This is a genomic window from Pseudomonas sp. LB1P83 (genome assembly GCF_054897885.1).
Map to the genome: position 1 here is coordinate 5937141 of NZ_CM142709.1, position 24708 is coordinate 5961848.

General features: G+C 59.8%; 26 protein-coding genes and 1 other RNA gene. 12 read left to right on the plus strand and 15 right to left on the minus strand.

The annotated features are described in order from the left end of the window. Positions 1-72: 72 nt before the first annotated feature. From ACYZTY_RS27300 to ACYZTY_RS27320, 5 genes are read right to left on the minus strand one after another with little or no spacing between them, the layout of a single operon-like run. Positions 73-1290: a 2-octaprenyl-3-methyl-6-methoxy-1,4-benzoquinol hydroxylase gene (locus ACYZTY_RS27300; RefSeq protein WP_461959404.1), complete on the minus strand. Its 1218-nt coding sequence runs from the start codon at positions 1288-1290 to the stop codon at positions 73-75. Positions 1291-1299: 9 nt separating this feature from the next. After that, on the minus strand, positions 1300-1785 hold the full coding sequence (locus tag ACYZTY_RS27305; protein WP_461956221.1) for a DUF4442 domain-containing protein: 486 nt from the start codon (positions 1783-1785) through the stop codon (positions 1300-1302). Beyond that, positions 1778-2965, minus strand: coding sequence for a 2-octaprenyl-6-methoxyphenyl hydroxylase (gene ubiH, locus ACYZTY_RS27310; protein WP_461956222.1), 1188 nt, complete (start codon positions 2963-2965; stop codon positions 1778-1780). The genes ACYZTY_RS27305 and ubiH overlap by 8 nt, the downstream gene beginning before the upstream one ends. Continuing rightward, complete coding sequence (gene pepP / locus ACYZTY_RS27315; RefSeq protein WP_461956223.1) at positions 2962-4296, minus strand: Xaa-Pro aminopeptidase; 1335 nt, start codon at positions 4294-4296, stop codon at positions 2962-2964. The genes ubiH and pepP overlap by 4 nt, the downstream gene beginning before the upstream one ends. 27 nt (positions 4297-4323) lie before the next feature. Continuing rightward, on the minus strand, positions 4324-4884 hold the full coding sequence (locus ACYZTY_RS27320) for a YecA/YgfB family protein (RefSeq protein ID WP_461956224.1): 561 nt from the start codon (positions 4882-4884) through the stop codon (positions 4324-4326). Between the two features lie 120 nt (positions 4885-5004). Here ACYZTY_RS27320 and ACYZTY_RS27325 point away from each other — a divergent pair, with 120 nt between their 5' ends. The 4 genes from ACYZTY_RS27325 (at position 5005) to ACYZTY_RS27340 (ending at position 6429) form a co-directional block, all read left to right on the plus strand. Next, positions 5005-5214 carry a TIGR02449 family protein gene (locus ACYZTY_RS27325; RefSeq protein ID WP_461956225.1) on the plus strand — a complete coding sequence of 70 codons (210 nt, stop codon included), beginning with the start codon at positions 5005-5007 and terminating at the stop codon, positions 5212-5214. Then, positions 5211-5528, plus strand: a complete 318-nt coding sequence (locus ACYZTY_RS27330) for a cell division protein ZapA (RefSeq protein WP_007942435.1) — start codon at positions 5211-5213, stop codon at positions 5526-5528. The genes ACYZTY_RS27325 and ACYZTY_RS27330 overlap by 4 nt, the downstream gene beginning before the upstream one ends. A gap of 30 nt (positions 5529-5558) precedes the next feature. Continuing rightward, positions 5559-5737: non-coding RNA, 6S RNA (ssrS, locus tag ACYZTY_RS27335), on the plus strand. An 86-nt stretch (positions 5738-5823) separates the two neighbouring features. Further along, positions 5824-6429 (plus strand): 5-formyltetrahydrofolate cyclo-ligase, encoded by a 606-nt coding sequence (locus ACYZTY_RS27340; RefSeq protein WP_461956226.1) that lies wholly within the window; start codon positions 5824-5826, stop codon positions 6427-6429. A gap of 36 nt (positions 6430-6465) precedes the next feature. Here the strand turns inward: ACYZTY_RS27340 and ACYZTY_RS27345 are convergent, their stop codons facing one another. After that, entirely contained in the window at positions 6466-6618 is a 153-nt protein-coding gene (locus tag ACYZTY_RS27345; protein WP_007942433.1) for a hypothetical protein, read from the minus strand. 201 nt (positions 6619-6819) lie between these two features. On the opposite strand from ACYZTY_RS27345, the gene ACYZTY_RS27350 reads away from it, so the two are divergent. Continuing rightward, positions 6820-7272, plus strand: coding sequence for an EVE domain-containing protein (locus ACYZTY_RS27350; RefSeq protein ID WP_461956227.1), 453 nt, complete (start codon positions 6820-6822; stop codon positions 7270-7272). Positions 7273-7414: 142 nt separating this feature from the next. Here ACYZTY_RS27350 and ACYZTY_RS27355 read toward each other — a convergent pair whose 3' ends face one another. Continuing rightward, complete coding sequence (locus ACYZTY_RS27355; RefSeq protein WP_461956228.1) at positions 7415-7822, minus strand: flagellar basal body-associated protein FliL; 408 nt, start codon at positions 7820-7822, stop codon at positions 7415-7417. Positions 7823-7972: 150 nt separating this feature from the next. Here ACYZTY_RS27355 and ACYZTY_RS27360 point away from each other — a divergent pair, with 150 nt between their 5' ends. Further along, positions 7973-8950, plus strand: a complete 978-nt coding sequence (locus ACYZTY_RS27360; protein WP_461956229.1) for an NADPH:quinone oxidoreductase family protein — start codon at positions 7973-7975, stop codon at positions 8948-8950. Between the two features lie 51 nt (positions 8951-9001). Here ACYZTY_RS27360 and ACYZTY_RS27365 read toward each other — a convergent pair whose 3' ends face one another. After that, the gene (locus ACYZTY_RS27365) at positions 9002-9616 is read right to left on the minus strand and encodes an energy transducer TonB (RefSeq protein WP_461956230.1); all 615 of its coding nucleotides are present in this window, start codon (positions 9614-9616) and stop codon (positions 9002-9004) included. A 327-nt stretch (positions 9617-9943) separates the two neighbouring features. Between ACYZTY_RS27365 and glpT the strand changes: the two genes are divergently transcribed. Beyond that, entirely contained in the window at positions 9944-11293 is a 1350-nt protein-coding gene (gene glpT / locus ACYZTY_RS27370; protein WP_461956231.1) for a glycerol-3-phosphate transporter, read from the plus strand. On the opposite strand, the gene ACYZTY_RS27375 is transcribed toward glpT, so the two are convergent. The 6 genes from ACYZTY_RS27375 to ACYZTY_RS27400 all read right to left on the minus strand — a co-directional run bounded on the left by ACYZTY_RS27375 (position 11269) and on the right by ACYZTY_RS27400 (position 17476). Beyond that, the gene (locus ACYZTY_RS27375) at positions 11269-11937 is read right to left on the minus strand and encodes a gamma-glutamylcyclotransferase (RefSeq protein WP_109635766.1); all 669 of its coding nucleotides are present in this window, start codon (positions 11935-11937) and stop codon (positions 11269-11271) included. The genes glpT and ACYZTY_RS27375 overlap by 25 nt on opposite strands. A 299-nt stretch (positions 11938-12236) precedes the next feature. Next, positions 12237-13205: a CDP-6-deoxy-delta-3,4-glucoseen reductase gene (locus ACYZTY_RS27380; RefSeq protein ID WP_461956232.1), complete on the minus strand. Its 969-nt coding sequence runs from the start codon at positions 13203-13205 to the stop codon at positions 12237-12239. Beyond that, complete coding sequence (gene ubiD / locus ACYZTY_RS27385; RefSeq protein WP_461956233.1) at positions 13205-14671, minus strand: 4-hydroxy-3-polyprenylbenzoate decarboxylase; 1467 nt, start codon at positions 14669-14671, stop codon at positions 13205-13207. The genes ACYZTY_RS27380 and ubiD overlap by 1 nt, the downstream gene beginning before the upstream one ends. 139 nt (positions 14672-14810) lie before the next feature. Continuing rightward, positions 14811-16070 (minus strand): transcription termination factor Rho, encoded by a 1260-nt coding sequence (rho, locus tag ACYZTY_RS27390; RefSeq protein ID WP_007942421.1) that lies wholly within the window; start codon positions 16068-16070, stop codon positions 14811-14813. A 248-nt stretch (positions 16071-16318) separates the two neighbouring features. Beyond that, positions 16319-16648 (minus strand): thioredoxin TrxA, encoded by a 330-nt coding sequence (gene trxA / locus ACYZTY_RS27395; RefSeq protein WP_219094974.1) that lies wholly within the window; start codon positions 16646-16648, stop codon positions 16319-16321. A gap of 120 nt (positions 16649-16768) precedes the next feature. Continuing rightward, positions 16769-17476, minus strand: coding sequence for a FadR/GntR family transcriptional regulator (locus tag ACYZTY_RS27400; RefSeq protein ID WP_461956234.1), 708 nt, complete (start codon positions 17474-17476; stop codon positions 16769-16771). Between the two features lie 255 nt (positions 17477-17731). Here ACYZTY_RS27400 and ACYZTY_RS27405 point away from each other — a divergent pair, with 255 nt between their 5' ends. From ACYZTY_RS27405 to ppx, 5 genes are all read left to right on the plus strand, one after another. After that, positions 17732-18517: a transporter substrate-binding domain-containing protein gene (locus ACYZTY_RS27405; protein ID WP_461956235.1), complete on the plus strand. Its 786-nt coding sequence runs from the start codon at positions 17732-17734 to the stop codon at positions 18515-18517. Positions 18518-18538: 21 nt separating this feature from the next. Continuing rightward, the gene (locus tag ACYZTY_RS27410; protein ID WP_461956236.1) at positions 18539-19207 is read left to right on the plus strand and encodes an amino acid ABC transporter permease; all 669 of its coding nucleotides are present in this window, start codon (positions 18539-18541) and stop codon (positions 19205-19207) included. Next, on the plus strand, positions 19204-19854 hold the full coding sequence (locus tag ACYZTY_RS27415) for an amino acid ABC transporter permease (RefSeq protein WP_461956237.1): 651 nt from the start codon (positions 19204-19206) through the stop codon (positions 19852-19854). The genes ACYZTY_RS27410 and ACYZTY_RS27415 overlap by 4 nt, the downstream gene beginning before the upstream one ends. Further along, a complete protein-coding gene (locus tag ACYZTY_RS27420) occupies positions 19841-20578 on the plus strand; it encodes an amino acid ABC transporter ATP-binding protein (protein WP_461956238.1) in 738 nt (245 codons plus the stop codon). Before ACYZTY_RS27415 ends, ACYZTY_RS27420 begins: the two co-directional genes overlap by 14 nt. Before the next feature lie 234 nt (positions 20579-20812). Then, complete coding sequence (gene ppx / locus ACYZTY_RS27425) at positions 20813-22315, plus strand: exopolyphosphatase (RefSeq protein ID WP_461956239.1); 1503 nt, start codon at positions 20813-20815, stop codon at positions 22313-22315. Positions 22316-22478: 163 nt separating this feature from the next. Here the strand turns inward: ppx and ppk1 are convergent, their stop codons facing one another. Continuing rightward, complete coding sequence (ppk1, locus tag ACYZTY_RS27430) at positions 22479-24701, minus strand: polyphosphate kinase 1 (protein WP_461956240.1); 2223 nt, start codon at positions 24699-24701, stop codon at positions 22479-22481. Between the last annotated feature and the right edge of the window lie 7 nt (positions 24702-24708).

Genomic DNA, 24708 nt, shown 5'->3' on the forward strand with positions numbered 1-24708 from the left:
GCTCCTACAGGATTCAGCGTGGACATGTAGGAGCGAGCGATGCGGCGACCCGACTTGCCCGCGAAGAGGCCATTAGGCCTTGGCGAGTGCCGGCAAATCGCCGATCAACCCCAACGCCTCGCGCACGAACAATGCCTTGGCTTCCGGCATCTGGTCGACCATCTTCAGCCCGGCATTGCGCAACCAGCGAACCGGCAACGGATCCGCCTGAAACAGACGCTCAAAGCCTTCCATCGCCGCCATCAACGCCAGGTTGTGCGGCATGCGCCGACGCTCGTAACGACTGAGTACCTTCACGTCCGCCAACCGCTCACCGCGCTCCGCCGCTTGCAGCAGCACTTCGGCCAGCACGGCAGCATCGAGGAAACCCAGGTTCACGCCCTGCCCCGCCAACGGGTGAATGGTGTGCGCCGCGTCGCCGATCAGCGCCAGGCCTTCCGCCACATAACGCTTGGCATGGCGCTGACGCAGCGGTACGCACAGACGCGGGTCGGCGCTGAGCACTGTGCCGAGTTGGCCTTCAAAGGCGCGTTCCAATTCGAGACAGAATTCTGCGTCGCCCAGCGCCATCAGCCGTTCCGCTTCGCTCGGCGTGGTCGACCAGACGATCGAACACCAATCCTGCTGACCGTCTCGCGTAAGCGGCAGAAACGCCAGCGGACCGTTGTCGGTAAAGCGCTGCCAAGCGGTCATTTGATGGGGTTTTGCACTGCGCACGCTGGTGACGATCGCATGGTGCAGATAATCCCACTCGCGTGTGGCCACGCCGGTCAGGCGCCGAACCGCCGAATTGGCGCCATCCGCCGCAATCACCAGCGGCGCACGCAAGGTGCGGCCATCGGCCAGGGTCAGCAGCCAGTCATCGCCGGAGCGGCGCATCTGCTCCAGGCGCGCATTGGCGAGCATCCCGAGGTCGCAGTCGTGCAGACGATCCAGCAAGGCATCCTGAACCACACGGTTCTCGACGATATGTCCCAGCACTTCGGCATGCACACTGGTCGCCGAAAAATGAATTTGCCCGGTGCCGCTGCCGTCCCAGACGTGCATGTCGGTATATGGGCTGCTGCGCCGGCTGGCGATACCGTCCCAGACACCGAGGCGTTCGAGAATCCGATGGCTGGCCGTCGACAAGGCGCTCACTCGCGGTTCGAACGGTGATTGTTCGTCGAAGGGCTTGACGCTCATCGGGCTGCCGTCCAGCAGCAGGACTTCCAGCCCGCTGTCCTGCAACGCCAGCGCCAGGGCGCTACCGACCATTCCAGCCCCGACAATCAGCAGATCTGCGCGCATTTCCATGCTTTAAGCCTGTCTCGCTTGCGGCTTGAGCCGCACGTAAAGGGTTTTTCCGACCCGCGCCACCAGGTGGCCGGCGCCGTCATGAATATCGACCTGCAATTGCGGCAGGTACTTTTCGCCATCCGCCGTCTGCCGGCGGATCTCATCGAGCAAGGTCTCGTCGATGCTGAAACGGGCGAACACCGGGCCTTTGCCCGGCGCGATGAAATCGATGTCAGCGGCTTTGTCCCAGACAATGTACCGGTGACCGAGGTTTTCCATCAGCATCAGCATGAAAAACGGATCGACCATCGAATACAGACTGCCGCCAAACTGGGTACCGACGTAATTGCGGTTGTACCAGCTCAGGCCCATGGACACTTGAATGTCCCGGAAGTCATCGCTGATGTGTCGCACTCGAACGCCGGCGCCCAAGTACGGCGGATAGAAGGACATGAACCAACGCATCAACCGCGCTTTGCCGAACGTGCCAACCAGCCACTTAAGCATCGGGACGCGTACCCAGGCCCATGGCTTGCCGGGCGAACCAGCGCTTGGCCGGCGGCAGCAGATCGAGGCCGAGCAGGCCGATGTTACGGCCCAACGAAACCAGGGGCTGGGTGCTGCCGAACAAACGGGTCACCTGATCGGAGAAGCCCACGGTCAGGTTCTGATCCATGCGCTGACGCTCGCGATAGGCCTGCAAGGTCGCGAAGTCGCCGGGGGATGTTTCGCTCGCCAGCAAGGCATCGGCCAGCGCCTGAGCATCACGCAGCGAGAGGTTGAAACCCTGGCCGGCAATCGGGTGCAGGCTGTGCGCAGCATTGCCGAGAATCGCCAGATGCGGACGCACTTGTTCTTCGGCTTCGATCAGCGTCAGCGGGTAAAGGTGCCGCGCCCCCACCTGTTTCAAGGTGCCAAGCCGATAACCGAACACGCCCTGCAACTCGCTGAGGAAGCTCTTTTCATCGAGGGCCGCCAGTCGTTGCGCGTCCATCCCCAATCGGGTCCAGACCAGCGCGCAGCGGTTTTCCGGCAGCGGCAGCAACGCCATCGGGCCATCGTCGGTGAAACGCTCGAAAGCCATGCCGTTGTGCGCTTCGCTCGGGGTGATGTTGGCGATCAGTGCGCTCTGGTTGTACGGACGCTTTTTGATGCCGATCCCCAGTTGCTCGCGCAGGCCCGAACGGCCGCCATCAGCAAGCACCGCAAGGTCGCATTCCAGAATGGTTTCATCGTTGAGGGTCAGGCGATAGCCATCGGTCAGCGGTTCCATGCGCGTGACTTCCGCCGGGCAACGCCATGTGATCACGTCCTTGTCCAAGCCTTGCCAGAGGCATTGGCCGAGCCAGGCGTTTTCCACCACGTAACCCAGCGCCGGCACGCCCTCTTCCATCGCCGACAATCGCGCGGTGGAGAAACGTCCACGGTCGGAGACATGAATCTGTTTGATCGGCTCGGCACGGCGGGAGATTTCCTGCCACACGCCCAACCGTTGATAAATCTGTTTGGCACCGTAGGACAATGCCGAAGAACGAGCGTCGTAGCTCGGTTGATAGGTGTGGCCGGGGGCAAAGGGTTCGATCAACACGATCTTCCAGCCACGGGCCTTGGCCCCGGCCTGCAACGCCAACGCGAGGCTGGCGCCGACCAGACCGCCACCGATGATTGCCAGATTGACTCGGCTCATGCGGCTTGCGCCCGCGCGGCGGCCATCAAGGCCTCGATCTCGGCGACCGTTTTCGGCACGCCTTGGGTCAGGATTTCACAGCCGTTTTTGGTGACCACCACGTCGTCCTCGATGCGCACGCCAATGCCGCGCCATTTCTTCGCTACGTTCTGGTTGTCCGGGGCAATGTAGATGCCCGGTTCCACGGTCAGCGCCATGCCGACTTCCAGCACCCGCCACTCGCCGCCAACTTTGTATTCGCCGACGTCATGCACATCCATGCCCAGCCAATGGCCGGCGCGGTGCATGTAAAACGCCTTATAGGCTTCGTTGGCGATCAACTCGTCGACGTCGCCCTGCAACAGTCCCAACTTCACCAGACCGGTGGTTATCACCCGGACCGTGGCTTCGTGCGCCTGATTCCAGTGTTTGTTCGGGGCGATTTCTGCAAATGCGGCTTCTTGCGACGCCAGCACCAACTCGTAAATCGCTTTCTGCTCCGCTGAATACTTGCCGTTGACCGGCCAGGTGCGGGTGATGTCGCTGGCGTAGCAGTCGATCTCGCAACCGGCATCGATCAACACCAGGTCGCCATCTTTGAGCACCGCGTCATTCTGCTGGTAATGCAGGATGCAGCTGTTGCGCCCCGCCGCGACGATCGAGCCGTAGGCCGGCATCTTCGCCCCGCCCTTGCGAAACTCGTAATCGAGTTCGGCCTCAAGGCTGAACTCGTGCAGCCCGGCGCGACTGGCCTGCATTGCCCGGATATGCGCCTGAGCGGAAATCCGTGCGGCTTCGCGCATCACCTTCACTTCTGCCGCCGATTTATACAGGCGCATGTCGTGCAGCAGATGATCCAGGGCAACGTATTCGTTCGGCGGCTGGGCGCCGAGGTGCGCTTTAGAGCGGATCACGTTGATCCACTCCATCAGGTGGCGATCGAATTCCGGGTTGCTGCCCATGGCCGAATACACCCGGTCGCGCCCTTCGATCAAGCCCGGCAGGATGTCATCGATGTCGGTGATGGGAAACGCATCGTCGGCGCCGAAGTCGCGGATCGCGCCTTCCTGGCCGGCGCGCAGGCCGTCCCACAGTTCTCGCTCGGCGTTACGTTCACGGCAGAACAGAATGTATTCGCCATGTTCGCGACCGGGCATCAGCACGATGACGGCCTGAGGCTCGGGGAAACCGCTGAGGTACTGGAAGTCGCTGTCCTGACGGTAAACGTGCTCGACGTCACGGTTGCGGATGGCCACCGCGGCGGCGGGCAGGATGGCGATGCTGTTGGGTTCCATCTGCGCCATCAGGGCCTTGCGGCGACGGCTGTATTCCGATTTCGGGATATGAATCATGGGCAGATGGCTTTCCCTGGCAAACGATTAATGCAGCGACGGCTTGGCCGAAACCGGCGCATCTGCTTTTTTGGTTTCGGAGAACAGCAGCAGCGGCGCAACCCGCAGGTATTCCATGACTTCCATGTAGTCGCTTTCGCCGTCTTCGGACTCTTCCAGGGCGTCTTGCACCTGAGAAATGGCGGCCAGGTCCTGCAACACTTCAGTGGCTTCGGTGCTCAGCATGCTGCTGTCACGGCAGTTCAGGCCGAAACCGCTGAGGAAGCCCTGGCACCATTCGCCCAGTGCAGCGGCACGGTCAGCCAGTGGTTCGTCATCGGTCGGCAGCAGCAGAACAACGGTCACGTCGTCGCCCGTGAGCTCGCCCTTGACCATCTCCTGCAAGCCGATCAAGGCGTTGCGGACATTGTCCTGTGGCTCGCTTTCGAGCAGCTCGGCGGCATCAACCAGCCAGCCTTCTGCATCGAAGTCGGCACCGGCGCAGCTGCGGCCGAGCAGCAGGCCATGCAGTTCGGCAGGCGAGACGTTATGACCGCTGGAAGTCAGCAGTGTGGCGAAGGCTTGGTACGGGGAATTCTGAATGGGCATGGGCAGCTAGGCGCCAGACGGCGCTATGTCTAGAATGAAGGCCTTGTATCCTACATCGACAGACTCGCCAAGACTATTAAAGGCTGTCCGCCAGCTACCCCGTCAGACACAGTGGACAATATGGAAGACACCGACCTGCAAGCGCTGATGGCCAGACTCGAACTGCTAATTCATCGGGTCGAGCAACTTAAGAGTCAAAACGGACTCCTATTAGCTCAGGAAAAAACCTGGCGCGAGGAACGCGCTCACCTCATTGAAAAGAACGAAATCGCCCGGCGTAAGGTCGAATCAATGATTTCGCGCCTCAAGGCCCTGGAGCAAGACTCATGAGTTCAAGCAATAGCGTTACCGTGCAGATTCTCGATAAAGAGTATTCGATCATTTGCCCCCAGGAAGAGCGCAGCAACCTGGTGAGCGCCGCCCGTTACCTGGACGGGAAGATGCGTGAAATCCGCAGCAGCGGCAAAGTCATCGGCGCCGATCGCATCGCCGTGATGGCCGCGCTGAACATTACCCACGATCTTCTGCACAAGGAAGAACGCCCGGATGTGCAGGCCAGCGGCTCGACTCGCGAGCAGGTTCGCGACCTGCTGGATCGCGTCGATCTGGTGCTCGCCACCGATCCGGACGTCACCAAGGGCTGAAACACGAAACCGCTTGGGGTATACTCGCAACACTCCCTGGGGTGCTTGCCAGTTGACCACGTCCCTGAGCCGATTCGCACTACCCTGGAGGCTGCACGTTGGGCTGGTGTGCATGTCCGCTAGACGGAAAGCCTTAAAGCCTACTGCATCTTCCACCTTGAACTTTCGGGTTCAAGGGCTAAGTCAGCAGCGGTTCATCCGGGGAGCCTGATTCCAGTCCGATGCCGGTTTAAATACCGGCATCGGCTTTTTTACGGGTACGCTTTACGTATCCGCCCTGTCGAAGCCTGAATCCATGACCGAGCCTGCGCTGCTGCCCCGCCCGCAACTTCGACGCATGCTGCGCAAGGCCCGCCGCGCACTGACACCCAGTCAGCAGCGCCAGGCTGCTCGCGGGCTGTACAAGCAATTGGCCCAGCACCCGCTGTTTCGCCGCGCAAAACACATCTCCCTGTATCTGCCCACCGACGGTGAAATCGACCCGCGCGTGTTGCTGCGCGCTGCGCAACGTCGGGGCAAGGCGACTTATCTACCGGTGCTCAGTGCCTGGCCGCGAACCAAAATGGTGTTCCAGCGGATTCATCCCGGTGAAAAACTGAAACCCAACCGCTTTCGTATTCTCGAACCCCGGCACAACCTCGCTCGCCAACGCAAAGTCTGGGCGCTCGATCTGGTGCTATTGCCGTTGGTGGGATTCGATGATGTCGGCGGGCGACTCGGTATGGGTGGCGGCTTCTACGATCGAAGCCTGGCGTACCTCGCACGACGCAAAAACTGGCGCAAGCCGACGCTGCTGGGGCTGGCCCATGAATGTCAGAAAGTAGAACGATTGGCTCAGGCGAGCTGGGATGTGCCGTTGCAAGGAACGGTGACAGACAAGGCGTGGTATTTCGCAGGTTAGACGCCACTGGAATCAGCGGCGCCTGAAAAGACAGGTTCAGCGCTTGAAGGCCGACGGCTGTTGTTGCTGCGCGATTTCAATCGGCGCGTCGGTCTTGTTGTTCCACAAGCTTTGGGCATAGCCAGTGGTCACGACGCCGAGGCCGAACAAAATAACCAAAATCCATAGTAAATCCGGTTTGCGTTTCATCGATTGCCCCCCAAAGGCACATCAACACGATGACAGCAGCGGTTTCCGTTGTAGGTGTAGGCCGTGCAGCAGCGTCAAGCTTAGAAGGCCGGCATTTTGCGACAACGTGAACTGACACGCAAACGCTGGCGTCAACCGACTGTCGGTTTGTCATAAAATCGCCCGACAACTTGCCCACCCACCTCGCAAGGAGCAAAAACCATGGCTTATTGGCTGATGAAATCCGAGCCCGATGAACTCTCGATCAAAGATCTCGCGAAGCTTGGCAAAGCGCGCTGGGACGGGGTTCGCAACTATCAGGCACGAAACTTTTTGCGGACGATGGCAGTGGGCGATGAGTTTTTCTTCTATCACTCCAGCTGCCCGGAGCCTGGAATTGCCGGGATCGGACGAATTGTTGAAGCGGCGTATCCAGACCCGACGGCGCTGGAGCCGGAAAGCCATTACTACGATCCAAAGGCTACGGCAGAGAAAAACGCCTGGAGCGCGATTGATGTTGCGCATGTCGAGACGTTTGCGAAGGTGTTGAAGCTGGATTATTTAAAGCAGCAGACCGCGCTGACGGAGATGCCGCTGGTGCAGAAGGGTTCGCGGCTTTCGGTGATGCCGGTTACCAATGAGCAGTGGGCTGCCGTGATTGCATTACGGGCTTGAGCACTGCAGAGACTGAATGAATGCTATCGCGAGCAGGCTCACTCCCACAGGGGATCTTCAGTGAATGCCATTTTTGCATCCAACCCAGAACCCTGTAGGAGCGAGCCTGCTCGCGAAGAGGTCGGCCCGAGCAGCGAGAGACTTACTGAATGATGAGGTTGTTGAACAACAAATCCTCAACCACCGGCTTGCCGGTCTCATCGTTCATCACTTGCTGGGTCTGCTTCAGCGCTTCCTGACGCAGCTTTTCCTTGGCTTCAACGTTGCTCATCGCTTCGGTTGTCTGTTGCGCAAACAACGCCACCAGCTGATTACGGATCAACGGCTCGTTGGCCTTTACCGCTTTGGTCGCCTCGTCGCCAGTCACCCGCAGTGCCACATCGGCCTTGTAGACCTTGAGCTTCGGCGTACCGTCCAGCCCGTAGTTGCCCACGAACGGCGGGCTCAGAGTGATGTAATTGACCTTCGGAGCTTCACCTTCTTTGGCTTCTTCGGCCATCGCTGCCACGGGCAGAGAGATGGCCAGCAACAACATGATCCACGCTTTCACAATTCGCTCCTTATCCGGTTTGCGGCCTAGCATAACGACCCGCCGCTCAAGCACAAGCTTATGGCTGACTATCAGGGTCGGGCATGCTCGTTGACCCATCGACTCACACACCTACACTTATCGGCCATCACTCCCAAAGGAATAGCCCTGATGAAAGCCGTGCTGTGCAAAGCCTTCGGCCCTGCCGAATCGCTGGTGCTGGAAGACGTCGCCAGTCCTGTCGCGAAGAAGAATGAAATCCTGCTGGACGTGCATGCCGCCGGCGTGAATTTCCCGGACACGCTGATCATCGAGGGCAAATACCAGTTCAAACCACCTTTCCCGTTTTCCCCGGGTGGCGAAGCGGCCGGTGTGGTCAGCGCCGTGGGTGAAAAGGTCGGCCATCTAAAAGTGGGTGACCGGGTCATGGCCCTGACTGGCTGGGGCAGTTTCGCCGAGCAGGTCGCGGTGCCGGGCTACAACGTGCTGCCGATCCCGCCATCGATGGACTTCAACACCGCCGCCGCGTTCAGCATGACCTACGGCACCTCGATGCACGCACTCAAGCAACGGGCCAACCTGCAACCGGGTGAAACCTTGCTGGTGCTCGGCGCTTCCGGCGGTGTCGGCCTGGCCGCCGTGGAAATCGGCAAAGCCATGGGCGCCCGCGTGATCGCCGCCGCCAGCAGCGCCGAAAAACTTGCGGTGGCCAAGGCAGCTGGTGCCGATGAGCTGATCAACTACAGCGAAACCAGCCTCAAGGACGAAATCAAACGCCTGACCGATGGCCAGGGCGCCGACGTAATCTACGACCCGGTCGGCGGGGACCTGTTCGACCAGGCCATCCGCGCCATCGCCTGGAACGGCCGGCTGCTGGTCGTCGGTTTCGCCAGCGGGCGAATTCCGGAACTGCCGGTGAACCTGGCGCTGCTCAAGGGTGCGGCCGTGGTTGGTGTGTTCTGGGGTTCGTTTGCCCAACGTCAGCCGCAGGACAACGCGGCTAACTTCCAGCAATTGTTCGACTGGTTTGCCGAGGGCAAGTTGAAGCCGTTGGTGTCGCAGGTGTATCCGCTGAGTAATGCGGCGCAGGCGATCAATGATCTTGGCCAGCGCAAGGCGGTCGGGAAAGTGGTGGTTCAGGTTCGCTGAGCCTGAAAAAAGCGGCCTGGATAGTCCAGGCCGCTTTTTTATTGCGTTGGGCTAAAGCAACTTCTGAATATCCTCCGGCAGCAAGCTCATGTACTTGCGAACCGGACTCGCCCGACAATCCCTGACAATTTTCGGTACGCGCTTATTCAACTTGGCAATCAATGCCAGGCGCTCCTCATTCTGTAGCTGCGTCGTATAAATCACGTTCGACAAATAGGCTCGCGTGTAATCAAACACGGCTGAATCAACCCACGCGTACTCCGGAAAATCGTTCAAAGCTTCATTGATGTCACGGCACCTCAACTGCTTGAGCCACTTGTTAGTGTGAATGGGCGTGTCCAGGTCCAGTCGGAAAACCATTGGCGCAGCCACTTCCTGCTCAGAAGGTATGTCGCCTTCGACCGTCCACGGCTTGAAGCGCCACTGCGCAATCGCCTTGCGGGCCGCTTCTGCCAGATCGGGATGATCGCTTTGCAAAATGCTCAATTTGTTGACCGAGCCATCGGCATACACCGTAAACCTGACTTTGACTTCACCCGTGACCCCGGCTCTGAACAGTTCCTTGGGGTAAATCGGCTTCGGATTGTTTTCAGGGATCAAAAATACCTCCCCAGCCCAAACACCTACCGACCCAATCAACAAAAGCACAAACGCCAACCACCGCATAACCCCTCCCCTTCACCACTGAAATGCCAATCCCGGCACCAGCACAAAGGTTAAGAGACAGCGGCCCAAAACAGAACGCCGTGACTTCCTGTTCGGTCGCAGGACATTTCCCAAAGCCTCGTCCTACTCAAGACCGAAATGCGTCATCAATGACCTCTCGAGACGTTTCCCACACCGTCCTTCACTTATACCTGTGCGACATGTTCATAAAGGAACACGCGATCTCCCACATTTCCGCTGTTTGGCTGATGCGAACCGATGCTATTTTCGGTAACGAAACTGTAACATTCGCATCCGCAGTCAAAACAAGAAATCTGGAGCTCTTGAATGTTTGCTTTCTTTCGTCCTGCCGCACATCAGGCTCCATTGCCTGAAGAAAAAATCGATGACACGTACAAGCGCCTTCGCTGGCAGATCTTCGCCGGTATTTTCATTGGGTATGCGGGTTACTACCTGCTGCGCAAAAACTTCACCCTGGCTATCCCGGACCTGATCGCCCAAGGCTATACAAAAGGCCAGCTCGGGGTCGCAATGTCAGCAATTGCAATCGCCTACGGCCTTTCCAAGTTTCTGATGGGGCTGGTGTCCGACCGCTCCAATCCGCGCTACTTTCTGCCGTTCGGGCTGCTGGTGTCCGCTGCAGTGATGTTCGTTTTCGGTTTCGCACCTTGGGCTACCTCCAGCGTGACCATGATGTTCGCCCTGCTATTTATCAACGGCTGGGCACAGGGCATGGGCTGGCCGCCCAGTGGCCGAACCATGGTGCACTGGTGGTCACAGAAAGAACGTGGTCGAGTGGTTTCCGTATGGAACACCGCACACAACGTCGGCGGTGGCCTCGTCGGCCTGCTGGCAATGGTTGGCATGTGGATGTTCGGCGATTGGCACAGCGTGTTCTACGTGCCCGCGACAGTGGCAGTACTCGTGGCGGTTTATGCATTTTTCGCGATGCGCGACACGCCTCAATCGGTCGGCCTGCCGCCAATCGAAAAGTACAAGAACGACTACCCGCCAGGTTACGACGCCAGCCACGAACTGGAATTCAGCGTCAAAGAGATCTTCCTCAAATACGTGCTGCGCAACAAAATGCTCTGGTTCATCGCCTTGGCCAACGTTTTCGTCTACCTGCTGCGCTACGGCATCCTGGACTGGGCGCCGACCTACCTCAAAGAGGTCAAGCACTTCGACTTCGACAAGACCTCGTGGGCGTACTTCCTGTACGAGTGGGCAGGCATTCCCGGCACGCTGCTGTGCGGCTGGATGTCGGACAAGGTCTTCCGCGGCAACCGTGGCCTGACCGGCATGGTGTTCATGGCATTGGTGACTGTTGCGACGATCGTGTACTGGCTGAATCCGCCGGGCAACCCAATGGTCGACATGATCTCGCTGTTCGCGATCGGCTTCCTGATCTACGGCCCGGTGATGCTGGTGGGTTTGCAAGCACTGGAGCTGGTACCGAAGAAGGCCGCCGGTACAGCCGCCGGCTTTACCGGTTTGTTCGGTTACCTGGGTGGTTCAGTCGCAGCCAGTGCCCTGATGGGTTACACCGTGGACTATTTCGGCTGGGATGGCGGTTTTATCCTGCTGGTCGTTGCCTGCCTGCTGGCGATGGCGTTCCTGGCACCCACGCTGGGTCACAAGAACGTCGCCAGTCAGAGCCGCGAAGCAATCGCCTGATCGGCTTTTGATTTGCAGCGCTTGAGTCGCGCCTCCAGATTCCGGTCTGGCATGGCGTGACTGCGCAGGGCGTTGGCAGTCTGCTCGACATAATCGCGAGTGGTGCCGTAACGCCCGCAAGCGTTTTCGAACACGTGGCTCAGCACGTGATCCGGCAAATTGCCGGCATAGCTGGGCAGGTGTCGCTCCAAAACAAATCCCAATGCCTGAACCTGGCTTCCGTCTTCGAGACGGCAGTTGAGCCAGTGCGGGCGATAGGACGGGAACGGCATTTCGCGCTGCCAAAGCGCATAAAGCGAGGCTTCCAGTTGTTCTTCGGGTAAACGATAAGCGAAGCCGCTGCACGAGCCGCCGCGATCCAGGCCAAAGACCAGCCCTGGCACTTCCGGTGTACCGCGATGTTCGTGGGACCACAGGTACAAGCCGCGATGGTAGCCATGCACTCGACCGCGCACCCGCTCCACCGCCGCGCATTCAGGGCGCCAGATCAGCGAGCCGTAAGCGAACAACCAGACCGGCCCGCCCTTGTGACGCGCCATGGTCGACTGCATCGAGCTGAGCAATTGTTCGTGCGTAAGCTGCGGCCCCAGATCGAGCCGCGGAGGGTAAGCCAGATTCAAAAACGAAGATTCAATGGCGCTCATGGCGAATAGCGTTCAGCTCCCCGCGGATAAAGAATTACTTAATAGAACGCACCGCTGTAACAATAAGGCACATATGTTTTAAGGCAATTTAAGTGCCATGGCACAGTTCTTAAATAATTGCCTGTGCATATATAACCTACCGGTATTTATATAAATTTATAAATACCGATCGGCTATATACAGAGTTATATGTAGGAGCGAGCCTGCTCGCGATGGAGGCAGGGACAACGCGTTCATCCTGCTGCAGCGCGTTATCGTTGACCTCCATCGCGAGCAGGCTCGCTCCTACAGGGTCGGCGTCATCCTCTTGGCGCGTAAGCGAATACGTCAGCACGCATCTGATGCGCATCCATCCCCGCTTCAACCAAAGCATCCAGCGTGCCGTAGACCATGGCCGGTGAGCCGCTGGCGTACACATGCAAGGCTTTCAGATCAGGGAAATCCTCACACACCGCCTCATGCAGCATCCCGCAGCGCCCCAGCCAGCCGCATTGATCGCTGACGACTTTATGCAGGAACAGATTGGGCAGTTTCAGCCACTCATCCCAATGCTCGATTTCATAAAAGTCTTCCGGCCGACGCACACCCCAATACAGATGCACCGGGTACTTGAAGCCCGTGGCCCGGCAATGTTCGATCAGGCTGTGGATCTGGCCCATGCCGGTGCCAGCGGCGATCAGCACCAGCGGACCGTCCGGCAATTCCGCCAGGTGGGTATCGCCGAACGGCATCTCGACACGCACCAGCGGGTTGCGCTGCAGTTGTTCGATCAGGTTTTGCGCACTGCTTTCGCGCGCCAGCACATGGATTTCCAGGTCTCGCCCGGCATGGGGTGCCGAGGCCAGGGAGAAGGCGGATTTCTCGCCGTTCTCACGCTCGACCATCAAATACTGGCCGGCGTGATAACGCGGCGGCTTGCCGGCCGGCGCTCGCAGGTGCACGCGAAAGGTATCGCCGCCGACGTCCCTGCACTCAATGACCTGACACGACAAGCTGCGCACCGGCAATTCTCCCAGCGCGAGCACGCCATCCCACAGCACGATGCAGTCTTCCAGCGGCTCTGCTATGCAAGTGTAGAACTCGCCGTGGTCGCGCACATGGCCTGCCTGTTCGACCCGACCTTCCACCAGCAACGCCGCGCACACGTGGCAATTACCGTTGCGGCAGCTTTGCGGGCATTCATAGCCCAGGCGCCGCGCGCCATCGAGAATCCGCTCGCCGGGCAGAATCTCTAGCACTGCTCCGGAGGGCTGCAAGGTTACACGCATCAATCTATTCCTAACTGATTCCAGATGGCATCGATCCGCTGGGTCACGGCGTCGTCCTTGACGATTACCCGGCCCCACTCGCGAGTGGTTTCGCCCGGCCATTTATGCGTGGCATCGAGCCCCATCTTCGAGCCTAAGCCTGAGACCGGCGAGGCGAAGTCGAGGTAGTCGATCGGCGTGTTGTCGATCATCACCGTGTCGCGCTTGGGGTCCATGCGCGTGGTGATGGCCCAGATCACGTCATTCCAGTCCCGCGCATTGATGTCGTCGTCAGTGACGATAACGAACTTGGTGTACATGAACTGTCGCAAAAACGACCAGACACCGAGCATTACCCGCTTGGCGTGGCCCGGATACGACTTCTTCATGGTCACGATGGCCATGCGATACGAGCAACCTTCCGGCGGCAGGTAGAAGTCGGTGATTTCCGGGAACTGCTTCTGCAGGATCGGCACGAACACTTCGTTCAGCGCCACGCCCAGAATCGCTGGCTCATCCGGCGGACGGCCGGTGTAGGTGCTGTGGTAGATCGGTTTGATCCGGTGGGTGATGCGCTCGACGGTGAACACCGGGAAGCTGTCGACTTCGTTGTAGTAACCGGTGTGGTCGCCGTACGGGCCTTCATCGGCCATCTCGCCCGGATGAATCACGCCTTCAAGGATGATCTCAGCGGTGGCCGGCACTTGCAGGTCGTTGCCGCGGCATTTCACCAGTTCGGTACGGTTGCCGCGCAGCAGTCCGGCGAAGGCGTATTCGGAGAGGCTGTCCGGTACCGGCGTAACGGCGCCGAGGATGGTCGCCGGGTCAGCGCCCAAGGCCACGGAGACCGGGAACGGCTGGCCGGGGTGCTTCTCGCACCACTCGCGGTAATCCAGCGCGCCGCCACGGTGGCTCAGCCAACGCATAATGACTTTGTTGCGGCCAATCACTTGCTGGCGGTAGATGCCGAGGTTCTGGCGGTCCTTGTTCGGACCTTTGGTGACCGTCAGGCCCCAGGTGATCAGCGGGCCGACGTCGCCCGGCCAGCAGGTCTGCACCGGCAGCATCGCCAGGTCGACGTCGTCGCCTTCGATGACCACTTCCTGGCACACCGCGTCTTTGACGACTTTCGGCGCCATCGCAATGATCTTGCGGAATATCGGCAGCTTGGACCACGCGTCCTTCAATCCCTTCGGCGGCTCAGGCTCTTTGAGAAAGGCCAGCAGCTTGCCGATCTCGCGCAGTTCGCTGACCGCCTCGGCGCCCATGCCCAGCGCCACGCGCTCAGGGGTGCCGAACAAGTTGCCGAGCACCGGGATGTCATAACCCGTAGGGTTTTCGAAAAGCAGGGCCGGACCTTTGGCGCGCAGGGTGCGGTCGCAGACCTCGGTCATTTCGAGCACTGGGGACACCGGAACCTGGATGCGCTTGAGTTCGCCGCGCTTTTCCAGGCCGCTGATAAAGTCGCGCAAGTCGCGATACTGCATGCGTGAGCCTCGTGTTGGCCGTGCCGTTCGGGGGTGGCAGTTTAGCGCCGAACCCCTCTATTCAGAACCACGAACTGCCGGTTCATCAAAAATCAGATAGCAAAAAGCCGGGTTTCCCCGGCTTTTTGGCCCGTTCGACTTACTTGCGTTTCATCGACAAGAAGAACTCGTCGTTGGTCTTGGTCGTTTTCAGCTTGTCGACCAGGAACTCGATGGCAGCGATTTCGTCCATCGGGTGCAGCAGCTTGCGCAGGATCCACATGCGCTGCAACTCGTCGTCGGCGGTCAGCAACTCTTCGCGGCGGGTGCCGGAACGGTTGATGTTGATGGCCGGGAAGACGCGTTTTTCAGCGATACGACGGTCCAGAGGCAGTTCCATGTTGCCGGTGCCCTTGAATTCTTCGTAGATCACTTCATCCATCTTCGAACCGGTTTCAACCAGCGCGGTGGCGATGATGGTCAGCGAACCGCCTTCTTCGATGTTCCGCGCGGCGCCGAAGAAACGTTTCGGTTTCTCCAGGGCGTGGGCATCGACACCACCGGTGAGCACTTTGCCGGAGCTCGGGATCACGGTGTTATAGGCGCGAGCCAGACGGGTGATGGAGTCGAGCAGGATCACCACGTCCTTCTTGTGTTCGACCAGGCGCTTGGCCTTCTCGATCACCATTTCGGCAACCTGCACGTGGCGGGTTGGCGGCTCGTCGAACGTCGAGGCAACCACTTCGCCGCGCACGGTGCGCTGCATTTCGGTTACTTCTTCCGGACGTTCGTCGATCAGCAATACGATCAGATGAACTTCAGGGTTGTTACGAGCGATGTTGGCCGCGATGTTCTGCAGCATGATGGTTTTACCGGCTTTCGGCGGTGCAACGATCAGACCGCGCTGGCCTTTGCCGATCGGGGCGCACAGGTCGATGACACGACCGGTCAAGTCTTCGGTGGAACCGTTGCCGGCTTCCATCTTCATGCGCACGGTCGGGAACAGCGGGGTCAGGTTCTCGAAGAGAATCTTGTTTTTCGCGTTCTCGGGACGATCGTAGTTGATCGTGTCGACCTTGAGCAGCGCGAAATAACGCTCGCCTTCCTTCGGAGGGCGGATCTTGCCAACGATGGTGTCACCGGTGCGCAAGTTGAAACGACGGATCTGGCTCGGCGAGACGTAGATATCGTCCGGGCCGGCGAGATAGGAAGCGTCAGCGGAGCGCAGGAAGCCGAAGCCGTCCTGGAGAATCTCCAGCACGCCATCACCGGAGATTTCCTCGCCGCTTTTCGCGTGCTTTTTGAGCAGGGAGAAAATCACGTCCTGCTTGCGCGAACGGGCCATATTTTCTATGCCCATCTGTTCGGCCAATTCGAGCAGTTCGGTAATCGGCTTTTGCTTGAGTTCAGTCAGATTCATATAGGAATGACGTAATCATTTATGGAGGGGGGGAAATTAAGCTTTTGGCTTAATGAGGCCGCGCCGCAGAGAAGGCGACAGGATCGCGTACTTATTCGAAAAGGAGTGCGTCGGCGACGGCTAGCAGGGGGCAATGGAGAAACCAGTGCGGGGCCGAATGTACCACCTGAGTTTCGGAGCGTCTAGCCCTCAATAACGAAAAGGCCCCGCAATGTGCGGGGCCTTTTCATGACGCTTTATAACAACGCTTAAATGTTGGCGTCGAGGAAAGCAGCCAGTTGCGACTTCGACAGTGCGCCGACCTTGGTCGCTTCAACGTTGCCGTTCTTGAACAGCATCAGGGTCGGGATACCGCGCACGCCATGCTTGGCCGGGGTTTCCTGGTTTTCGTCGATGTTCAGTTTGGCAATGGTCAGTTTGCCTTTGTAGGTTTCAGCAATTTCGTCCAGAACAGGAGCGATCATTTTGCAAGGGCCGCACCATTCAGCCCAGTAGTCGACCAGTACAGCGCCTTCGGCCTTGAGGACGTCGACGTCGAAGCTAGCGTCGGTGACGTGTTTGATAAGATCGCTGCTCATGGAAGTCTCCAGGTTGTAAGCAAAAAAACGTGGCCCATCATAGCCGCCCTTCCCTCGTTCAGGAAGGTGCAGTTGATTGAGTCTCGCTATGGTGCCGCATGAGTTTGGGTATAGCTCAAGTCATGGGGTGGCGGGAGCGACGAAGGCAATTCCAGTGCGCAACGCAGCATTTCTCACATGTTCCTGCATGGCCTTCTGTGCCGCTCCGGACGAGCGCCGGGCCAGTGCGCGAAGGATTTTACGGTGTTCCTGCCAGGTTTCCATGGCGCGTTCGGCCCGGATGAACGGTAGCTTCTGGCTCTCCAGAAAAATGTCGGCGCTGGCCGTGAGGATGCTCAGCATCGCCTGATTGCCGCTGGCCAGCAGAATGCGTCGGTGAAAATCGAAATCAAGTCGCGCCGCCGCTTCGAAGTCGCCGGCCTTCAATTCGTTGCGCATGGCGGCAACGTTGTCTTCCAGCGTGTCGAGCTCCTGAGTGCTCAGGGTCACAGCAGCCAAACCCGCGGCAAAACCTTCCAGGGCATAGCGCAACTGGAAAATATCCAACGGCGAGGCCTGGGCCGCGAAGGGCCAACTCGGTTGCGCATCGCCTCGCGGCAAATCGACCGGCGACTGCACGAACACGCCCTTACCCGGCCGGATGCTGATCACGCCCAGCGCACTTAACGACGACAGTGCCTCACGCAGCGACGCCCGACTGACCCCCAATTGCACCGCCAGATCCCGCTGCGAAGGCAAGGCATCGCCCGGCGCGAAACCCTGCTCAGTGATCAGTTTACGGATGGCTTGCAGTGCCACTTCAGGTACGGCTCGGGAAATCGAATTCATGGTTTTCAGACGAACCAGGACAATGAGCGGCTAGTTGTAAAGCTATTCGCAGCGCCCGGCAAGTCGTGCCCCATGGGGGTTCGGCACGTTTCACGGATGCGCCATGAGGGTGCGAAAAAACCCATCACTGTTCAGACCAGTAAGACCGAACGAATACAGTAAAACCGTGGCCTGGGGCACCCTAAACCGCTTCTTGGCATGGCCCGTGCTCTGTCGATCCGCAGAAATCACTTCTCGCCGATCCGGAGATTTGCCATGACCCTGCGTTACAGCGCCCTGCTCACCGCCCTGTTTGCCAGCCTGATGCTGAGCCAGACGCCCGCTCACGCCGACGGTCTGGAGGATGTGGTCAAACGCGGCGTCCTCAAGGTGGCCGTGCCTCAGGACTTTCCACCGTTCGGCTCGGTCGGCCCCGACATGAAACCTCGCGGCCTCGATATCGACACCGCCAAACTGCTGGCCGACCAACTCAAGGTCAAACTCGAACTGACACCGGTCAACAGCACCAACCGCATCCCGTTCCTGACCACCGGCAAGGTCGATCTGGTGATCTCCAGCCTGGGCAAGAACCCCGAGCGCGAGAAAGTCATCGATTTCTCCAGCGCCTATGCGCCGTTCTACCTCGCCGTGTTTGGTCCGCCAGACGCCGACATCAAAGGCCTGGACGACCTCAAGGGCAAAACCGTCAGCGTCACCCGTGGCGCCATCGAGGACATCGAGCTGACCAAAGTCGCTCCCGAAGGCGTGACCATCAAACGCTTTGAAGACAACAACTCGACCATCGCCGCTTACCTCGCCGGGCAAGTCGACCTGATCGCCAGCGGTAACGTGGTGATGGTGGCGATCAGCGAGAAAAACCCGAAACGCGTGCCTGCGCTGAAAGTGAAGCTCAAGGACTCGCCGGTCTATGTCGGCGTGAACAAAAACGAGCCGGCGCTGCTGGGCAAGGTCAATCAGATCCTCGCCACCGCCAAGACCGACGGCGCGCTGGAGAAGAACTCCCGGACCTGGCTGAAAGAGCCGTTGCCGGCCGATCTCTGATCGTCGCTCGGGAGACTTGATATGGCCTATCAGTTCGACTTTCTGCCGGTGGTGCAAAACACCGACCTGCTGCTGCGCGGTGCGCTGTTCACCCTTGAGCTAACGGCCATCGGCGCAGTGCTCGGCGTGGGGCTGGGCATTGTCGGGGCGTTGGTACGGGCGTGGAATATCCGCCCGTTTTCAGCAATCTTCGGGGTCTACGTCGAGCTGATCCGCAATACGCCGTTTCTGGTGCAGCTGTTTTTCATCTTCTTCGGCTTGCCATCGCTGGGCGTGCAGATTTCCGAATGGCAGGCGGCGGTGCTGGCGATGGTGATCAATCTCGGGGCCTACTCGACCGAGATCATCCGCGCCGGTATCCAGGCGATTCCCCGAGGACAGCTGGAAGCCGCGGCTGCCTTGGCGATGAGCCGATTCGAAGCGTTCCGCCATGTGATCCTGCTGCCGGCGCTGGGCAAAGTCTGGCCGGCCCTGAGCAGCCAGATCATCATCGTCATGCTCGGCTCGGCGGTCTGCTCGCAGATCGCCACCGAGGAGTTGAGCTTCGCCGCCAACTTCATTCAGTCGCGCAACTTCCGCGCCTTTGAAACCTATGCCCTGACCACGTTGCTCTACCTGTGCATGGCGCTGTTGATCCGTCAGCTGCTGAACTGGATCGGTCGTCGATTCATTGCAAGGAGCAGCCAATGAGCGATTTCACGTTCTGGGACGTCGTGCGCAACCTGCTCATCGGCCTGCAATGGACCCTGGCGCTGTCGCTGGTGGCATTTATTGGCGGCGGGCTGATCGGCTTGCTGATCATGGTCATGCGCATCTCTAAAAAGCCCCTGCCGCGCAACGTTGCCCGCACCTACATCGAGCTGTTCCAGGGCACGCCGCTGTTGATGCAGCTGTTTCTGGTGTTCTTCGGCGTGGCGCTGGCCGGCGTGGAGATTTCGCCGTGGATGGCGGCGGCGCTGGCCTTGACGTTGTTCACCAGCGCCTACCTGGCAGAGATCTGGCGCGGTTGCGTCGAGTCCATCCCCAACGGCCAGTGGGAAGCCTCGTCGAGCTTGGCGCTCAATCCGCTGGAGCAACTGCGCTACGTGATTCTGCCGCAAGCGCTGCGGATTGCCGTGGCGCCGACCGTGGGCTTTTCGGTGCAGGTGGTCAAAGGCACCGCCGTGACCTCGATCATCGGCTTCACCGAACTGACCAAGACCGGCGGCATGCTCGCCAACGCGACCTTCGAACCGTTCATGGTCTACGGCCTCGTGGCCCTCGGTTACTTCCTGCTCTGCTACCCCTTGTCCCTCAGTGCGCGCTACCTGGAAAGGAGACTGCATGCCTCTGCTTAGAATTTCCGCCCTGCATAAATATTACGGCGACCATCATGTGCTCAAAGGCATCGACCTGAGCGTCGAGGAAGGCCAGGTGGTGGCGATCATCGGTCGCAGCGGCTCGGGCAAATCCACCTTGCTGCGTACCCTCAACGGCCTGGAATCAATCAACGACGGCGTGATCGAAGTCGACGGCGAATACCTCGACGCCGCCCGCGCCGACTTGCGCAGCCTGCGGCAGAAAGTCGGCATGGTGTTCCAGCAGTTCAACCTGTTCCCGCACCTGACCGTGGGCGAAAACGTGATGCTTGCGCCGCAAGTGGTGCAGAAAGTGCCGAAGGCCAAGGCTGTCGAGCTGGCGCGGGAGATGCTGGAACGGGTCGGGTTGGGCGAGAAGTTCGACGCTTTCCCGGATCGCCTGTCGGGTGGGCAGCAACAGCGCGTGGCGATTGCCCGGGCGCTGGCGATGTCGCCGAAGGTACTGCTGTGCGACGAGATCACTTCGGCGCTGGATCCGGAATTGGTTAATGAGGTGCTGAGCGTGGTTCGGCGACTGGCCAAGGAAGGGATGACGCTGATCATGGTCACCCATGAGATGCGTTTTGCCCGGGAGGTTGGGGATAAGTTGGTGTTCATGCATCAGGGCAAGGTGCATGAGGTGGGGGATCCGAAGATCTTGTTTGCCAACCCGCAGACGGCGGAGCTGGCGAATTTCATTGGGACGGTTGAAGCGCCGGGCTGATAGTTCTTCAGCGCCTGTAAGGCCGCCTTCGCGGGCAAGCCTCGCTCCTACAGGGTTTTGCGCCGTCCTGTAGGAGCGGGCGGTGCGGCGATCCGACTTGCCCGCGAAGAGGCCATCGGCCGCACTGCAAATGTCCCCGCGCCAAAAGATCGCAGCCTTCCACAACTCCTGCGCGTTGGCGGCAGCGTTTGATCGTGGCACGATGTCGAGGTTATCGACCGAGACCCCATGACCATGCCGCAATCCCAAGCCAAGAATCTGTCCCTGATCGCCGCAATCGACCTGGGCTCCAACAGCTTTCACATGGTCGTGGCCAAGGCCCAGAACGGCGAAATCCGTATTCTCGAACGTCTCGGGGAGAAGGTTCAGCTGGCCGCCGGCATCGACGAAGAGCGCCACCTCAACGAAGAATCCATGCAGCGCGGGCTCGATTGCCTGAAGCGTTTTGCCCAACTGATCAACGGTATGCCCCCTGGCGCCGTGCGGATCGTCGGCACCAACGCCCTGCGTGAAGCCCGCAACCGCGGCGAATTCATCCGCCGCGCCGAAGAAATTCTCGGGCACCCGGTGGAAGTCATCTCCGGTCGTGAAGAAGCACGCCTGATTTACCTCGGCGTGTCCCACACCCTCGCCGACACGCCGGGCAAACGCCTGGTCGCCGACATCGGCGGCGGCAGTACCGAATTCATTATCGGCCAGCGCTTCGAACCGCTGCTGCGCGAAAGCCTGCAAATGGGCTGTGTCAGTTACACCCAGCGCTATTTCAAGGACGGCAAGATCACCCCGGCCCGCTACGCCCAGGCGTACACCGCAGCCCGGCTGGAGATCATGAGCATCGAACACGCCCTGCACCGTCTGACCTGGGATGAAGCCATCGGCTCCTCGGGCACCATCCGCGCTATCGGCCTGGCACTGAAGGCCGGCGGGCATGGCACGGGCGAGGTCAACGCCGAAGGCCTGGCCTGGCTCAAGCGCAAACTGATCAAGCTGGGCGATGTCGAGAAAATCGACTTCGAAGGCATCAAGCCTGACCGCCGCGCGATCTTCCCGGCGGGCCTGGCGATTCTCGAAGCGATCTTCGACGCCCTCGAACTGCAACGCATGGACCACTGTGAAGGCGCCCTGCGTGAAGGCGTGCTCTATGACCTGCTGGGCCGTCATCACCACGAAGACGTCCGCGAACGCACGCTCAGTTCGCTGATGGAGCGTTATCACGTCGATCTGGAACAAGCGGTGCGGGTCGAACGCAAAGCCCTGCATGCCTTCGATCAAGTGGCCGCGGATTGGGATCTGGATGACGGCGTCTGGCGCGAACTGCTCGGCTGGGCCGCCAAGGTCCATGAAGTGGGCCTGGACATCGCTCACTATCAGTACCACAAGCACGGCGCCTACCTGATCGAGCACTCGGACCTGGCCGGGTTCTCCCGCGAAGACCAACTGATGCTCGCGCTACTGGTGCGCGGTCACCGCCGCAATATTCCTCGGGACCGGTTTGCCGATTTTGGCGATGACGGCATCAAGCTGATTCGCCTGTGCGTGCTGCTGCGCTTTGCGATCCTGTTCCATCACATCCGCGGCACCCAGGAAATGCCGCAGGTGGTATTGCACGCCAACCGCGACAGCCTCGATGTGTTGTTCCCGGAAAACTGGCTGGACGAAAACCAACTGACCCAGGCCGACTTCGCCCTGGAAGCGGAATGGCTGACCCGGGTCAGCTTCACGCTGAACGTCCGATAATCCACCGATAAACGCTCGCCGTACACGGTCCTGTAGGAGCACGGCTTGCCGGCGAAGGCGATCTCACTGACGCCTTCGCCAGCAAGCTGTGCTCCTACAGGACCTGCGGTGGAAACAAAAATGGCGATCCGCAGGGATCGCCATTTTTTATGCCGCGCGAAGTTTAACGCACAGTCAGGATCGGACTGCCCAATCGCTCCAGCAGCGTCGCCTGCGCACTGCGCGGGTTCTGGTTGCCGGTCGGCGTGTTGCGGATGTAACGACCGTCCGCCTGCAGGCTCCAGCTGTGAGTGTTATCGGTCAGATAAAGCTCCAGCTCTTTCTTGACCCGCATAATCAGCTTCTTGCCCTCGACCGGGAAGCAAGTCTCGACACGCTTGTCGAGGTTGCGCTCCATCCAGTCAGCGCTGGACAGGAACATCTGCTCTTCGCCGCCATTGAGGAAGTAGAAGACCCGGGTGTGCTCGAGGAAACGACCGATGATCGAACGTACATGGATGTTGTGCGAAACCCCGGCGATGCCCGGCCGCAGGCAGCACATGCCACGCACCACCAGATCGATACGCACACCGGACTGACTGGCCTTGTACAGCGCGCGGATGATCTTCGGATCGGTCAGCGAGTTGAACTTGGCGATGATGTGCGCCGGTTTGCCGTCGAGGGCGAACTGGGTTTCGCGGGCAATCATGTCGAGCATGCCCTTCTTCAACGTGAACGGCGCGTGCAGCAGCTTCTTCATGCGCAGGGTTTTACCCATGCCGATCAGCTGACTGAACAGTTTGCCGACGTCTTCGCACAAGGCATCGTCGGAGGTCAGCAAGCTGTAGTCGGTGTACAGACGGGCGTTGGCCGCGTGGTAGTTGCCCGTACCCAAATGCGCGTAACGCACGATCTCGCCGGCCTCGCGACGCAGAATCAGCATCATCTTGGCGTGGGTCTTGAAGCCGACCACACCGTAAATCACCACCGCACCGGCCGCTTGCAGACGGCTGGCCAGTTGCAGGTTGGACTCTTCATCGAACCGAGCGCGCAATTCGATCACCGCAGTGACCTCTTTGCCGTTACGCGCCGCATCCACCAGCGCATCAACGATTTCCGAGTTGGCGCCGGAGCGGTACAAGGTCTGGCGGACCGCCAATACATGCGGGTCCTTCGCTGCCTGGCGCAGCAGGTCGACCACCGGCGTGAACGACTCGAACGGGTGCAGCAACAGGATGTCCTGCTTGCTGATCACGCTGAAGATGTTCTCGCTGTTCTGCAGCAGTTTCGGGATCTGCGGGGTGAACGGCATGTATTGCAGCTCACGCTGACTGTCCAGACCGGTGATGCTGAACAGGCGGGTCAGGTTGACCGGACCGTTGACCTGATACAGCTCGGTCTCGTGCAGGTTGAACTGCTTGAGCAAGTAGTCGGACAACTGTTTCGGGCAGGTATCGGCGACTTCAAGACGCACCGCGTCGCCGTAGCGACGGGAGAACAACTCGCCGCGCAGGGCGCGGGCCAGGTCTTCCACATCTTCGGTGTCGACGGAAAGGTCGGCGTTCCGGGTCAGGCGGAACTGGTAGCAGCCCTTGACCTTCATGCCCTGGAACAGGTCATCGGCATGTGCGTGGATCATCGACGACAGGAACACATAGTTGTCGCCCGCGCCGCCCACTTCTTCCGGCAACTTGATGACGCGCGGCAACAGGCGTGGCGCCGGGATGATCGCCAGACCGGAATCGCGACCGAAGGCGTCGATGCCTTCGAGCTCGACGATGAAGTTCAGGCTCTTGTTCACCAGCAACGGGAACGGGTGCGTCGGGTCGAGGCCGATCGGGGTAATGATCGGCGCGATCTCGTCGCGGAAATAGCGGCGCACCCAGGTTTTGATCTTGGTGGTCCAGTGACGCCGGCGGATGAAGCGAACCTGATGTTTTTCCAGTTCCGGCAACAGAATATCGTTGAGGATCGCGTATTGGCGGTCTACGTGACCGTGTACCAGCTCGCTGATGCGGGCCAGGGCCTGATGCGGTTGCAGGCCATCGGCGCCGGCCTGTTCACGGGCGAAGGTGATCTGCTTCTTCAGGCCGGCCACACGAATTTCGAAGAACTCATCCAGGTTGCTGGAGAAGATCAGCAGAAACTTCAGACGCTCCAGCAACGGGTAGGACTCGTCCAGCGCCTGCTCCAGCACGCGGATGTTGAACTGCAGTTGCGAGAGCTCGCGATGGATATACAGGCTGCTGTCATCCAGACCGGGAATGGCAATCGCCGGTGCCGCTGTCGCGGTTTCGGTCACCGCTGCGGGTGGAGCGGGCTCCAGCTCCGGCGGCGTCTCGGCGATTTGCTCGACCACGGGTTGAGCGTCTTTTACGGCAACTTCAGTGAGTCCTTCGGTATTCATGGAATGT